Origin of the sequence: Micromonospora sp. NPDC049662, assembly GCF_040675055.1 — a bacterium.
Taxonomy (GTDB): domain Bacteria; phylum Actinomycetota; class Actinomycetes; order Mycobacteriales; family Micromonosporaceae; genus Micromonospora.
Genome location: NZ_JBFAOC010000004.1, coordinates 20,654 through 33,705 on the forward strand (window position 1 = coordinate 20,654; position 13,052 = coordinate 33,705).

General features: G+C 71.0%; 12 protein-coding genes. 4 read left to right on the top strand and 8 right to left on the bottom strand.

Translation table 11 applies throughout. The features are described 5' to 3' along the window. Positions 1 to 10 precede the first annotated feature (10 nt). Both clpB and AB0J36_RS04455 read right to left on the bottom strand, forming a co-directional pair. Positions 11 to 2,602, bottom strand: a complete 2,592-nt coding sequence (clpB, locus tag AB0J36_RS04450) for an ATP-dependent chaperone ClpB (RefSeq protein ID WP_357129592.1) — start codon at positions 2,600 to 2,602, stop codon at positions 11 to 13. 85 nt (positions 2,603 to 2,687) lie between these two features. Beyond that, complete coding sequence (locus AB0J36_RS04455) at positions 2,688 to 3,323, bottom strand: helix-turn-helix domain-containing protein (protein WP_357129589.1); 636 nt, start codon at positions 3,321 to 3,323, stop codon at positions 2,688 to 2,690. Between the two features lie 85 nt (positions 3,324 to 3,408). Between AB0J36_RS04455 and AB0J36_RS04460 the strand changes: the two genes are divergently transcribed. Next, the gene (locus tag AB0J36_RS04460) at positions 3,409 to 4,542 is read left to right on the top strand and encodes an epoxide hydrolase family protein (RefSeq protein ID WP_357129586.1); all 1,134 of its coding nucleotides are present in this window, start codon (positions 3,409 to 3,411) and stop codon (positions 4,540 to 4,542) included. Positions 4,543 to 4,625: 83 nt separating this feature from the next. Here AB0J36_RS04460 and AB0J36_RS04465 read toward each other — a convergent pair whose 3' ends face one another. Further along, entirely contained in the window at positions 4,626 to 5,717 is a 1,092-nt protein-coding gene (locus AB0J36_RS04465) for a hypothetical protein (RefSeq protein WP_357129583.1), read from the bottom strand. 30 nt (positions 5,718 to 5,747) lie between these two features. Between AB0J36_RS04465 and AB0J36_RS04470 the strand changes: the two genes are divergently transcribed. The 3 genes from AB0J36_RS04470 to AB0J36_RS04480 all read left to right on the top strand — a co-directional run bounded on the left by AB0J36_RS04470 (position 5,748) and on the right by AB0J36_RS04480 (position 8,101). Further along, on the top strand, positions 5,748 to 6,248 hold the full coding sequence (locus tag AB0J36_RS04470; protein ID WP_355048462.1) for a TrkA C-terminal domain-containing protein: 501 nt from the start codon (positions 5,748 to 5,750) through the stop codon (positions 6,246 to 6,248). 5 nt (positions 6,249 to 6,253) lie between these two features. Beyond that, positions 6,254 to 7,459: a cation:proton antiporter gene (locus AB0J36_RS04475; protein WP_357129579.1), complete on the top strand. Its 1,206-nt coding sequence runs from the start codon at positions 6,254 to 6,256 to the stop codon at positions 7,457 to 7,459. Between the two features lie 210 nt (positions 7,460 to 7,669). Beyond that, positions 7,670 to 8,101 (top strand): hypothetical protein, encoded by a 432-nt coding sequence (locus tag AB0J36_RS04480; RefSeq protein WP_357129576.1) that lies wholly within the window; start codon positions 7,670 to 7,672, stop codon positions 8,099 to 8,101. Positions 8,102 to 8,262: 161 nt separating this feature from the next. Here AB0J36_RS04480 and AB0J36_RS04485 read toward each other — a convergent pair whose 3' ends face one another. The 5 genes from AB0J36_RS04485 to dnaK form a co-directional block, all read right to left on the bottom strand. Further along, positions 8,263 to 8,445 (bottom strand): hypothetical protein, encoded by a 183-nt coding sequence (locus AB0J36_RS04485; RefSeq protein ID WP_357129573.1) that lies wholly within the window; start codon positions 8,443 to 8,445, stop codon positions 8,263 to 8,265. 130 nt (positions 8,446 to 8,575) lie between these two features. Further along, positions 8,576 to 9,016, bottom strand: a complete 441-nt coding sequence (locus AB0J36_RS04490) for a helix-turn-helix transcriptional regulator (protein WP_355048782.1) — start codon at positions 9,014 to 9,016, stop codon at positions 8,576 to 8,578. Positions 9,017 to 9,046: 30 nt separating this feature from the next. Beyond that, entirely contained in the window at positions 9,047 to 10,234 is a 1,188-nt protein-coding gene (gene dnaJ, locus AB0J36_RS04495; protein WP_357392133.1) for a molecular chaperone DnaJ, read from the bottom strand. Between the two features lie 85 nt (positions 10,235 to 10,319). Then, positions 10,320 to 11,072: a nucleotide exchange factor GrpE gene (gene grpE / locus AB0J36_RS04500; protein ID WP_357392135.1), complete on the bottom strand. Its 753-nt coding sequence runs from the start codon at positions 11,070 to 11,072 to the stop codon at positions 10,320 to 10,322. 47 nt (positions 11,073 to 11,119) lie between these two features. Further along, positions 11,120 to 12,988, bottom strand: a complete 1,869-nt coding sequence (gene dnaK, locus AB0J36_RS04505) for a molecular chaperone DnaK (RefSeq protein WP_357129564.1) — start codon at positions 12,986 to 12,988, stop codon at positions 11,120 to 11,122. Positions 12,989 to 13,052 lie beyond the last annotated feature (64 nt).

Consider the following 13,052-nt stretch of genomic DNA (forward strand, 5'->3'; position numbering starts at 1 on the left):
ATCGCGGGGCTCAGGCGGGGGTGACCGTCAGGGCGTTTCCGGCGGGGTTGAGGTCGACCTTGACCGTGTTGCCGTCCCGGATGGTTCCGGAGAGCAGGGCCTTGGCCAACTGGTCGCCGATGGCGGTCTGCACCAGGCGGCGCAGCGGTCGGGCGCCGTAGATCGGGTCGTAGCCGTGCTCGGCCAGCCACCCACGGGCGGACTCGGTGATGTCCAGCGCCAACCGACGGTCCGCAAGACGGCTTCGCATCCGGTCGAGCTGGATGTCCACGATGGAGCGCAGATCGTCCCCGCGCAACGCCGCGAACACCACGATGTCGTCGAGCCGGTTGAGGAACTCGGGCTTGAAGTGCGACCGGACGACGGCGAGGACGCCCTCGCGGCGCTGCTCCTCGGCCAGCGTCAGGTCGCTGATCACCGACGACCCGAGGTTGGAGGTGAGGATCAGGATGGCGTTACGGAAGTCGACCGTCCGGCCCTGGCCGTCGGTGAGCCGACCGTCGTCGAGCACCTGGAGCAGCACGTCGAAGACGTCCGGGTGCGCCTTCTCCACCTCGTCGAGCAGGATCACCGAGTACGGCCGGCGGCGGACGGCCTCGGTGAGCTGGCCGCCCTCCTCGTAGCCGACGTAGCCGGGCGGGGCACCGACGAGGCGGGCGACGGAGTGCTTCTCGCCGTACTCGCTCATGTCGATGCGGACCATCGCCCGCTCGTCGTCGAAGAGGAACCCGGCGAGCGCCTTGGCCAACTCGGTCTTGCCGACACCGGTCGGTCCGAGGAAGAGGAAGCTGCCCGTCGGACGGTCCGGGTCGGCGACACCGGCCCGAGCCCGGCGTACGGCGTCGGAGACCGCGCCGACGGCCTCGGCCTGGCCGACCACCCGGCTGCCGAGCGACTCCTCCATCCGCAGCAGCTTGGCCGTCTCGCCCTCCAGCAGCCGGCCCGCCGGGATGCCCGTCCAGGAGGCGACGACCGCGGCGATGTCGTCCGAGCCGACCTCCTCCTTGAGCATCGCGCCGTCGGCCTGGAGCCGGGCCAGCTCCTCCTCGGCCTGCGTCAGCTCGACCTTGAGGGCCGGGATGCGCCCGTACCGCAGCTCGGCGGCGCGCTCCAGCTCGCCGTCGCGCTCGGCCCGCTCGGCCTCGCCGCCCAGGCGCTCCAATTCCTCCTTCGCGGTGGAGAGCTTGGTGATGTGGCTCTTCTCGGTCTGCCAGCGCTCGGAGAGCACGGTGAGCTGCTCGCGCTTGTCGGCCAACTCCTGGCGCAACCGGGCCAACCGCTCGGCGGAGGCGGCGTCGGGCTCCTTGGCCAGCGCCATCTCTTCGATCTCCAGCCGGCGTACGGCCCGCTCGATCTCGTCCACCTCGACCGGCCGGGAGTCGATCTCCATTCGGAGCCGGGACGCGGACTCGTCGACCAGGTCGATCGCCTTGTCCGGCAGGAACCGGTCGGTGATGTACCGGTCGGAGAGCGTGGCGGCGGCGACCAGCGCGGCGTCGGTGATCCGTACGCCGTGGTGCACCTCGTAGCGCTCCTTGAGCCCGCGCAGGATGCCGATCGTGTCCTCGATCGTCGGCTCGCCCACCAGCACCGGCTGGAAGCGGCGCTCCAACGCCGGGTCCTTCTCGATGTGCTCGCGGTACTCGTCCAGCGTGGTGGCGCCGACCATCCGCAGCTCACCACGCGCCAGCATCGGCTTGAGCATGTTGCCGGCGTCCATCGAGCCCTCACCCTTGCCGGCGCCGACGACGGTGTGCAGCTCGTCGAGGAACGTGATGACCTGCCCGTTGGAGTTCTTGATCTCCTCCAGGACGGACTTCAGCCGCTCCTCGAACTGGCCCCGGTACTGCGCGCCGGCAACCATCGCCCCGAGATCCAGCGAGACCAGCTTCTTGTCGCGCAGCGACTCCGGCACGTCACCGGCCACGATCCGCTGGGCGAGACCCTCGACGATGGCCGTCTTGCCAACGCCGGGCTCGCCGATCAGCACGGGGTTGTTCTTCGTACGCCGGGAGAGCACCTGGATGACCCGGCGGATCTCGGAGTCCCGGCCGATGACCGGGTCGATCTTGCCGTCGCGGGCGCTGGCGGTCAGGTCGACGCCGTACTTGCTGAGCGCCTGGTAGGTCTGCTCGGGGTCGGCGGTGGTGACCCGCCGGTCTCCGCCCCGAACGGTCGGGAAGGCCGCGATCAGGGCCTCTTCGGTGGCCCCGGCCGACTTCAGCGCGGCCGACACGGCACCGCCCACCCGGGCCAGACCGGCGAGCAGGTGCTCGGTGGAGGTGTACTCGTCACCCAGCGGGCGGGCGATCTGCTCGGCGGCCCCGATGGCGTTGACGAACTCGCGGGCCAGGGTGGGCTCGGCGATGCTGGAGCCCCGCGCGGCCGGCAGGGCGTCGACCGCACGATCGGTGGCCCGGCGCAGCTCGGCGGGGTCGGCCCCGACGGCGCGCAGCAGACCGGCGGCGGTCGAGCCTTCGGTGTCGAGCAGGGACAGCAGCAGGTGCCAGGGCTCCACGGTCGCGTGGCCACGCTGGTTGGCCAGGGAGACGGCACCGGTGATGGTCTCGCGGCTCTTGGTGGTGAGTTTCTCGGTGTTCATGGGCTCCCCCGGATCGGCGTTGTCCACTGTCTTGGACGCAACCAGAGTTGAGCGTATTCCACTCAACCTTACCGTGTGACGCCTGTCACTCGCGGGGTCGCCACCGCCAGTCGAACTCCCCGGCGGCCGGCGCCGGGCCGGGCAGCTCGCCCGCCTCCGGCACCGTCGACAGGCCGCCCAGCAGCACCGCGAGCTGCCGGCGGCGCAGCTCACGGGTGCGCTCCACGTCGGGTACGCGCACAGCCGCACACCCCTCCAGCACCAGCCCCAGATCCTGTACGACCACGTCGGCGCGCAGCCGCCCACTGGCGTGCGCCCGCTCGACGAGCGCCGAGGCCAGCTCGCCCGCGCGTACCGCGTCCCGACCCATCTCCTCGGTCGGCGTGAAGGTGCCGGCCAGGTGGACGGTGAGCGAGTGCACGTCGGCGTCGACCACCCGGGCCAGGAACCCGGCGAACGCGGCCCAGTCGTCCGGCTCGGCGTGCGCCTCCTCGGCCACCGCGATGTAGCGGCGCAGCCCGTCGTGGCAGAGCTGGCGCAGCAGGGCCTCCTTGCCCGCGTACCGCCGGTAGAGCGCGCTGATCCCGACGCCGGCGCGGTCGGCGACGGCGGCGATCGGGGCCTTCGGGTCGTCGAGGAAGACGGCGCGGGCGGCTTCGAGGATCACCTCGTCGTTGCGGGCGGCCTGGGCGCGGCGGCCGGCCAGGGGCTTCGTCGACATGGGTCGAGGCTACCACTGGAACGGATCGTTCCGGTCTGCTACCGTGATTGCAGAACGAAACATTCCGTTCCGAAGGAGTCCCGAGATGACCGGCACCGCGATCCGCCCGTTCCGCGTCGAGATCCCGCAGACCGCCCTCGACGACCTGGCCGCCCGCCTGGACCGCACGATCTGGCCCGCCGAGCTGCCCGGCGTCGGCGACACGTACGGGATGAGCGGCGACCGGGTCCGCGCGCTCGCCGACCGCTGGCGCGACGGGTTCGACTGGCGAGCCGTCGAGGCTCGGCTCAACACCCACCCGCAGTTCGTCACCGAGATCGACGGCGAGCAGATCCACTTCCTGCACGTCAGGTCGTCCCGGCCGGACGCCACCGCCCTGGTGCTCACCCACGGCTGGCCGGGCTCGGTGCTCGAATACCTGGACGTCATCGGCCCGCTCACCGAGCCGAGCGACCCGGCCGCACCGGCCTTCCACGTGGTCATCCCGTCGCTGCCGGGCTTCGGATTCTCCGGCCCCACCCGCAGCGCCGGCTGGAACCGGCACCGCACGGCCCGCGCCTGGGCCGAGCTGATGAGCCGCCTGGGGTACGACAGCTACGGCGCGGTCGGCAACGACGGCGGCTCGTTGATCTCGCCGGAGCTGGGTCGGATCGACCGCAAGCACGTGCTCGGCGTGCACGTCACCCAGATCTTCTCGTTCCCGTCCGGCGACCCGACCGAGTTCGCCGACCTCTCCGAGGCGGACCAGGCGGCGCTGGGGCACCTCCAGTGGTTCTACGAGAACAAGTTCTCCTTCAACCAGGTGCACAGCCAGCAGCCGCAGACCCTGGCGTACGCGCTGGCCGACTCGCCCATCGGGCTGCTGGCCTGGAACGCGCAACTCTTCGACGAGAGCCTGGACGCCGACTTCGTCCTGGCCAACGTGGCCCTCTACTGGTTCACCGGCACGGCCGCCTCGGCGATCCGTTTCTACTGGGAGGACGCCCACGCCGACGAGCAGCCGGCCGAGCCGACCACGACGCCCACCGCGGTGGCCATGTTCCCCGGTGACTTCCAGTCCATCCGCCGCTTCGCCGATCGCGACCACGCGAACATCGTCCGCTGGACGGCCTACGGGACCGACGTGGAGGGGCGCGGTGACGTCGGCGGCCACTACGCCGCCCACCAGGCGACCGACGTCCTGGTCGACGACATCCGCGAGTTCTTCGCGCAGCTCTGATCGACTCGGTTTCCCGGAAGTTGGGGTGTCCTGGAGGTCCGGACACCCCGACTTGCGTGACGTCGAGTCGATCAGGCTAGACGTCAGGCGTTGTCGAGGATGATCTTCGTCCAGCGACGCTCGGTCACCCAGCCGACGCCGAGCAGGATCCCACCGTCCCCGCCGATGGCCACGATCGTGCCGTCGGTCAGCACGGACAGGCTGCGGTCGGGGCCGATCGGCCAGGGCAACCCGGTGTAGCGACCGTCCTCCCCGACAGCCCCGGCGCCCGCCGGGCCGGTCACCGCGAGCAGCCCGCCGCCGATCGGTGCGACGGATTGGATTTGTGGCGGAGCGCCGTCGACGCGGATCAGATCCCACCCTCGGCGCAGTCGCCAGAGCGCCGGGAAGGATCTGCGGTCCGGGCGCGTCCCGACCAGCCAGGCCGTCCCGTCCCCCTCGACGTGGGCGTTCAGAGCGGCGATTTGCCCGTCGGGTGCCGGCACCGGGGTCTGCTGCCAGCTCCGCCCCCGGTCGAAGGAGACAGCCGCGTACAGCTTCCCGTCCTTCTCCCCGGTCGCGACCAGCAGCGGGCCGTCGCCCGCGTCGACCGCGTTCAATCCGGGTACGCGGGGCTGCGCGGCCAGCGGGCGCAGCCGTTGGCCGTCCCACTCGCCGATTTGATCACTGCCCTCGATCACCTGAAATCGACTCTGGGCGCCCACCCACTGCGGCGGCGGCCCGTCCAGCGCGTGCGTGAACGAGGTGCCACCGTCGGTCGAGGTCCACCAGCCGTGCGGCTCACTCCACAGCGTCAGAACCCCCGGCGCGGCGTAGAGCTGGTGGTTCTCCGCCGCCGGGTGGGGATGTCGCAACTCCCGCCAGGACCGTCCGCCGTCATCGGTGCTGAACAGTCGCGCCGGACAGGCGTCGTCGGGCGGCGGCTCGCCGCAGTTGGCGAAGAGGGCGTAGCCGCGCTCGGCGTCGACGAACTCGACGTACGGCGGGTCGTACCGCTGGGGAACGGCGACCCGGACGCGGCGCTCCCGCGCGACGGCGGCCGTTGGAGACGGCGCGGTGACGGTTGCCCCGGGCGACGCGGTCGGCGGTTTACGGCGGACATCGCCGATCGAACACGCAGCCAACAGAGTTACGAGCAGCAGCACCACTGTCCGACCCGATATCCGTCCGATCATCGGCGTCTCCGAAGCGGTAGCCTTGCCCGGGTGCGAGTACGTGTGGAACAGACTGCCTTACCGGGCATCGGAGTGCGTCACGATCTGGTGACCGAATCCGGCCGGCGGCTCGGCGTGGTTTCCCACCGCAACGGCCGCCGTGATCTTGTCCTCTACGACCCCGACGATCCCGACGCCTGCCAGGCGGACATTCCGCTGACGGACGACGAGGCGGAGGCGCTGGCCGACATCCTCGGCGCTTCGCTGATGCTCGGTCAGCTCTCCGGGCTGCGCGAGCAGGCCGCTGGGCTGCTCACCGAGCAGATCGCCATCCCGGCGGGGTCGCGGTACGTCAACCGTCCGCTCGCGGACACCAAGGCGCGTACCCGCACCAGTGCCTCCATCGTGGCGGTGCTGCGTGACGGCGAGGTCATCGTCTCGCCGCTCCCCTCGTTCCGCTTCGCCGCCGGTGACGTGGTGGTCGTCGTCGGGACCCGCAGAGGTCTCGACGGTGTGTCCGCCATCCTCGCCGACAGTGACCCGGACGGCTGAGGCGGATGCACGATTTCACCACACTGCTCATCGAGGTTGGTGCGCTCCTCCTGCTGCTCGGGCTCCTGAGCCGGCTCAGTCGCCGCTTCGGCCTCTCTCCCATCCCCCTCTACCTGCTCGCCGGGCTCGCGTTCGGGCACGGCGGGCTGCTGCCGCTGGACGCCAGCGAGGAGTTCTTCGCGGTCGGCGCCGAGATCGGCGTGATCCTCCTGCTGGTGATGCTCGGCCTGGAGTACTCGGCCAACGAGCTTGTCGGCAACCTGCGCTCAGCGGCACCCGCCGGTCTGATCGACGGGGTGCTCAACGCGCTGCCCGGCGCGGGGTTCGCCCTGCTGCTCGGCTGGGACTGGGTGGCCGCCCTCGTACTCGGCGGCATCACCTGGGTCTCCTCGTCCGGCGTGATCGCCAAGGTCCTCGCCGACCTGGGTCGCCTCGGTAACCGCGAGACCCCCGTGATCCTCTCGGTGCTCGTCATCGAGGACCTGGCGATGGCGCTCTACCTGCCGCTGGTCACCGCCGTACTGGCCGGCACCGGCCTGCTCGGCGGCGGGATCGCGCTCACCGTCGCGGTGGGCACGGTGCTGATCGTGCTGGTGGTCGCCATCCGGTACGGCCACCTGATCTCGTCCGCCCTGTCGGCGAAGGACCCGGAGGCGCTGCTGCTCGGCGTACTCGGCCTGACGTTGCTGATCGCGGGCATCGCGGCGTCGCTGCAGGTGTCGGCGGCCGTCGGCGCGTTCCTGGTCGGCATCGCGCTCTCCGGCCCGGTGGCCCACCACGCGACCGAGCTGCTCTCGCCACTGCGGGACCTGTTCGCAGCCGTGTTCTTCGTGTTCTTCGGCCTGACCACCAGCCCGCAGGACATCCCGCCGGTGCTGCTGCCGGCGCTCGCGCTGGCCGTGGTCACCATGGGCACGAAGACGCTCACCGGTTACCTGGCGGCCCGCCGGGTCGGCATCGCCGAACCCGGTCGCTGGCGGGCCGGTCTGGCGCTCGTACCCCGAGGTGAGTTCTCCATCGTCATCGCCGGCCTCGCGGTCGCGGCCGGCAGCGTCGAGCCGCGGTTGGCCGCGCTCGCCGCGACGTACGTCCTGATCACCGTGGTGACCGGACCGGTCCTGGCCCGGCTGCCCGACTTCCCGTGGTTCAAGCGGTGGTTGCGCAACCGCGCCTCGGCCCAGCGGCGTCAACCGGTTCCCGTCCACGACTGACGTTCGCCGCCGCTGTCCTGCCCGGGTGAGGTGCGACAGCGGCGCTGGCCAGGGCACCCGAACGGCCGTTCGGGTCGGGCCGGCCAACGGTTGCCGAATTGCGCCTTACGGGTACTACCGCAGTAACCGACGGCGGGTTACCGTTTCGCCCCAGCAGCCAGGGTCCGCAGGCAGCGTTGCCACCCGCGGGCGAGAGCGGAAGGTTGGCCGGTGAGCGTGCAGGAGTCGACGTTCCACGGCTTCGCGAACCCCGTCGATCCGAGCCCGGCGGAGTTGCGAGCTTGGGCGTACCAGCCGGATTCGGTCCCGTTGGCGTCCATGCCACCCGACTGGGACCTGCTGGTCTCGGGTGACCGGCTGGTGTTGACGCTCTTCGATCTGGCCATGGACCCGACGTGCCCGGCCCGGCGCTTCGCGCTGCACTGCCTCTACATCTACGCCGCCGACGGCATCCGGACGAACTTCCGGGCCCATCCCAAGCGCCGCTTCCGCAAACTCGTGGAGCAGGCCGAACGCGACGGCGACGAGCTGATGAAGATCTGGGCGCACAACGGCCGCGTACTGCTGGCCCGGCCGGATCTCTTCGTCTACCGGGACTGGTGCGAGGGCGGCCTGGTCCGCGAGAACCGCCGCCTCGGCTGAGCCCGCGCCCCTCATTGCGCCGATCTTGCACTTTCTGTGCCGACTTACTCCGGGAATCGGAACATTTCACCGTACGAAAGTGCAAGATCGGCGGGGTAGGGGCGGCGTGGCGAACGGGCCGGGACCCCCCGTGGGTCCCGGCCCGTACGTCGGTCGCCGGTTCAGTCGCGCTTGCGGTCCGGTTCCGGTTGGGTCGGCTCGCCCTGCTCGGCGAACCGTCCCTCCTTGATCCGGTCGCGGAACGTTCCCTCGGTGACCTTGTCGAACTTCTCGCGGACGGTGTCAGCCAGGCTTTCCAACCGCTCCTCCGTCTGCTGAGCGACTTTCTTCGCCGGCTCCGCCATCGCTCCCCCTCGCCATGCCGGTAGGCCCGAATTAAGCCGTTTGGACCCCGTATCGACAGGTTAACGGAAGCGGCCCGGTCCGCGCCGGGAAATCGGAGCGCGGGCCGGGCCGAGGAAGCGGTACGTGGGGTCAGCGGTCGGTGTTGCGGCGCGGACGCCAGACCACCAACGCGGTGGACGTGCGGTTGGTCGGCACCAGATCCCGACCCGGGAAGCGCGCCAGCGACTCCAGCTCGGCCACCCGGCGGTAGGCGGCGTCCAACTCCGCCTCCAACCGCGCGACCCGCTGCTGCGCCTGCTCCAGCAGCCGCTCCAAGCCGATGATCCGCTTGACGCCGGCGAGGTTGATCCCGTCGTCCTGGCTGAGCCGCTGCACCTCGCGCAGCAGCACCACGTCCCGGACGCTGTAGCGACGACCACCGCCAGCCGCCCGGCCAGGCTGCACCAGCCCCAGCCGGTCGTACTGGCGCAGGGTCTGCGGGTGCATCCCCGCCATCCGCGCCGCCACCGAGATCATGAGCACCTTGGCCTCGTAGGCAGGGTCACCCGAACCGAGGAACTCGCCCGACATCCCGCTCACCTCCGCGTCCATCCCACCGGACTATCCGACCCGACGCACACGCGCGTCGAGATGTTCCCGCGCCGCCGGCGAACTCTGCTCGGCGAACGCCTCCAGCGCGGCCCGCGCCTCGTCCGTCAGTCGGGCGGGCACCACCACGTCCAGGGTGACCAGCAGATCGCCGGCCTGCCCGTCGCGGCGGACCACGCCCTTGCCCCGGGCCCGCAGCACCCGCCCGCTGGGCGTGCCCGGCGGCACCCGCAGCGTCACCGCGCCGTCGAGCGTGGGCACCCGCAGGTCCGTGCCGAGCACGGCCTCCGGGAAGGTCACCGGCACCGTCAACGTCAGGTCGTCTCCGGTACGCCCGAACAACTCGTCCGGTCGAACCTTCACGTGCACGAACAGATCGCCGGCCGGGCCACCGCGCTCACCCGGCTCGCCGCGCCCGGCCAGCCGGATGCGTTGGCCGTCGGCCACCCCGGCCGGAAAGCGCACGTTCATCGTGCGGGTCTTGGTGACCCCGCCGCTGCCGTGGCACTCCGGGCACTTCTCCTCCACCACGGTCCCGACACCCTGGCAGTTGCCGCACGGCTCGGAGAAGCTGAACGACCCCTGGTTGCGGGTCGTCACCCCGGCGCCGTGGCAGACCGGGCAGGTACGCGGTTGGGTGCCGGGCTTGGCGCCGTTGCCGTGACAGGTGTCGCAGACACCGGGGGCGCGCAACGTCAGCGGCAGGGTCACCCCGCGCACCGCGTCGCCGAAGTCGAGCGCCACCTCGGTCTCGACGTCCCGGCCCCGGGCCGGACCACGCGCCGCGGCCTGCCCACCGGCCTGCCCGCCCGAGAAGATCGAGCTGAACAGGTCCTGGAAACCGGCGCCACCGCCGAAGCGGCGGTCGCCGCCGCCCGCTCCGCCGCCGAACAGGTCGGAGACGTCGAACGGCATCCCGCCCGGCTGGCCGCCGGCGCGGGCGTTGCGCCGGAACGCGCCCGAACCGAACAGCGAACGCATCTCGTCGTACTCCCGGCGACGGCCGGCGTCCGACAGCACGTTGTACGCCTCGGAGACAGCCTTGAACCGCTCCTCGGCCTTCGGGTCGCCCGGATTGTGATCCGGGTGCGATTCCCGGGCCAGCTTGCGGTACGTCTTCTTGATGTCATCCGCGGAGGCGGCCTTGTCCACGCCGAGCACGGCGTAGAAGTCCTTCTCGAGCCAGTCCTTCGAACTCACCGGTCCACCCCCTTCCGACCGTCGTGGCCCGGCCGTCCCGCCCGCCGCAGTGCGGGGGGCGGGACGGCCCGGTCACCGTCTCGCACTATTCCGGATCCGCGACCGCGACCAGCGCGGGGCGCAGCAGCCGCTCACCGAGCTGGTAGCCGCGCCGCATGACCTGCACGCAGGTCGGCTCGCCGACCTCGGCCGAGGTCTGGTGCGCGACGGCCTCGTGCCGGGTCGGGTCGAACGGGTCGCCCTGCTCGCCGAAGGCGGTCAGGCCGAACTTGCCCAGCGCGGCGGTGAGCTGGTCCGCCACCGTTCCGAACGGTCCGACCAGGTCGCCGTGTTCCCGTGCCCGGTCCAGGTCGTCGAGGATCGGCAGCAGCGCGGCCAGCACCGAGCCGGTCGCCTGCTCCTGCACCAGGGCACGGTCACGGTCGACCCGCTTGCGGTAGTTGGCGTACTCCGCCGACACCCGCTGCAGGTCCCTGGTCCGCTCGTCGAGCTCGGCGCGGAGTGCCTCCAACTCGGCGCCGAGCGTGGTCCCGGTGCCGCCCACCGGCTGCGCCGGGGCGTCCACCACCGGCGGACCGGAGGGTTCCGGCCCGTCGGTGGCGTTGACCTCGGCCTCGATCTCGTCGACCACGACCTCGGCGTCCTCGACCAGACCCTCGGCCGGTGCGCCGGTCTCCGCGTCGGCGGCGGTGCCCTCCGGCTCCGTCGCGTCACTGAGCTTGCGGTTGTTGCGGATGACGACCCGCTCCTCGGCGTCGGTGGTCGACTCCGTGGGCGCGGAGCCACCCGGCGTCGACCCGGCGTCGTCCGAGTCGGCGGCTCGTGGCTTCTGCGTCATGGGGCTACCTCATCCCTTCGCCGTGGATACGTGTCGGAGGTGGGCAGTCACTTCTTGCCGTCCTCGTCCACGATCTCCGCGTCGACCACGTCGTCCGCACCGCCGGTCTGGGCGCCACCCGTGGCACCGGTCGCGCCGGTCGCACCCGGGCCGGCCTCGCCGCCGGGCTGGCCCTGCTCGGCCTGCTGGGCGTAGAGCAGCGAACCCGCCTGCTGGGAGACCTGTGCCAGCTTCTCGTGCGCCGACTTGATCTTCTCGATGTCCTGGCCGCCCAGGGCGCCCCGCAGCTCGCCGAGCGCCTCGTTGAGCTGCTCCCGGTTCTCGCTGGGCAGCTTGTCGCCGCTCTCGGCCAGGAACTTCTCGGTCTGCCACTGCAGCGCCTCGGCCACGTTGCGGGTCTCGGCGTCGTCGCGGCGACGCTTGTCCTCCTCCGCGTGCTCCTCGGCGTCCCGGCGCATGCGCTCGATGTCGTCCTTCGGCAGCGAGGAGCCGCCGGTGATCGTCATCTTCTGTTCCTTGCCGGTGCCCAGGTCCTTGGCGTGCACGTTGACGATGCCGTTGGCGTCGATGTCGAAGGCGACCTCGATCTGCGGCACGCCGCGCGGCGCCGGCGGGAGGCCGGTCAGCTCGAAGGTGCCGAGCTTCTTGTTGTAGGCCGCGATCTCCCGCTCGCCCTGGAACACCTGGATCAGCACCGACGGCTGGTTGTCGTCGGCGGTGGTGAACACCTCGGAGCGCTTGGTCGGGATGGTGGTGTTGCGCTCGATGAGCTTGGTGAAGATGCCGCCCTTGGTCTCGATGCCCAGGCTCAGCGGGGTCACGTCGAGCAGCAGGACGTCCTTGACCTCACCCTTGAGCACACCGGCCTGCAGGGCGGCGCCGACGGCGACGACCTCGTCCGGGTTGACGCCCTTGTTGGGGTCCCGGCCGGTGAGCTGCTTGACCAGGTCGGTCACGGCGGGCATCCGGGTCGAACCACCGACGAGGATGACGTGCTCGACGTCCGAGATCTTGATCCCGGCGTCCTTCACGGCCTGCTCGAACGGGCCCTTGCAGCGGTCCAGCAGGTCCTGCGTCATCCGCTGGAACTCGGCGCGGCTCAGCGTCACGTCGAGGTGCAGCGGGCCGGCGGAACCGGCGGTGATGTACGGCAGGTTGATGTTGGTGGTGGTAGCGGCGGACAGCTCGATCTTGGCCTTCTCGGCGGCCTCACGGAGGCGCTGGAGGGCCATCTTGTCCTGACCGAGGTCGATGCCGTGCTCACCGCGGAACGTCTTGACCAGGTGGTCGATGATCCGCTGGTCCCAGTCGTCGCCACCGAGGTGGTTGTCACCGCTCGTCGACTTGACCTCGATGACGCCCTCGGCCAACTCCAGCAACGACACGTCGAAGGTGCCGCCACCAAGGTCGAAAACCAGGACGGTCTGCTCCTTGGAGCCCTTGTCCAGCCCGTACGCCAGGGCGGCCGCGGTCGGCTCGTTGACGATCCGCAGGACGTTGAAGCCGGCGATCTCACCGGCCTCCTTGGTGGCCTGACGCTGACTGTCGTTGAAGTAGGCCGGGACGGTGATCACCGCGTCGGTGATCTGCTCGCCCAGGTACGCCTCGGCGTCCCGCTTGAGCTTCATCAGGGTCCGGGCCGAGATCTCCTGCGGGGTGTACTTCTTGCCGTCGATGTCGACGGACCAGTTCGTGCCGACCTCACGCTTGACCGAGCGGATCGTCCGGTCCGGGTTGGTCACCGCCTGGCGCTTCGCGACCTCGCCGACGAGCACCTCGCCGTTGCGGGCGAACGCGACGATCGACGGGGTCGTCCGCGAGCCCTCAGCGTTGGCGATGACGGTGGGCTCACCGCCCTCGAGAACGCTGACGCAGGAGTTCGTCGTGCCGAGGTCGATACCGACCGCACGTGCCATCTTCGCTTCCTCGCTTCGTAAGGTTGTGCAGGTGACGGGCACCGCCCGCGACTGCTCGGCGGGC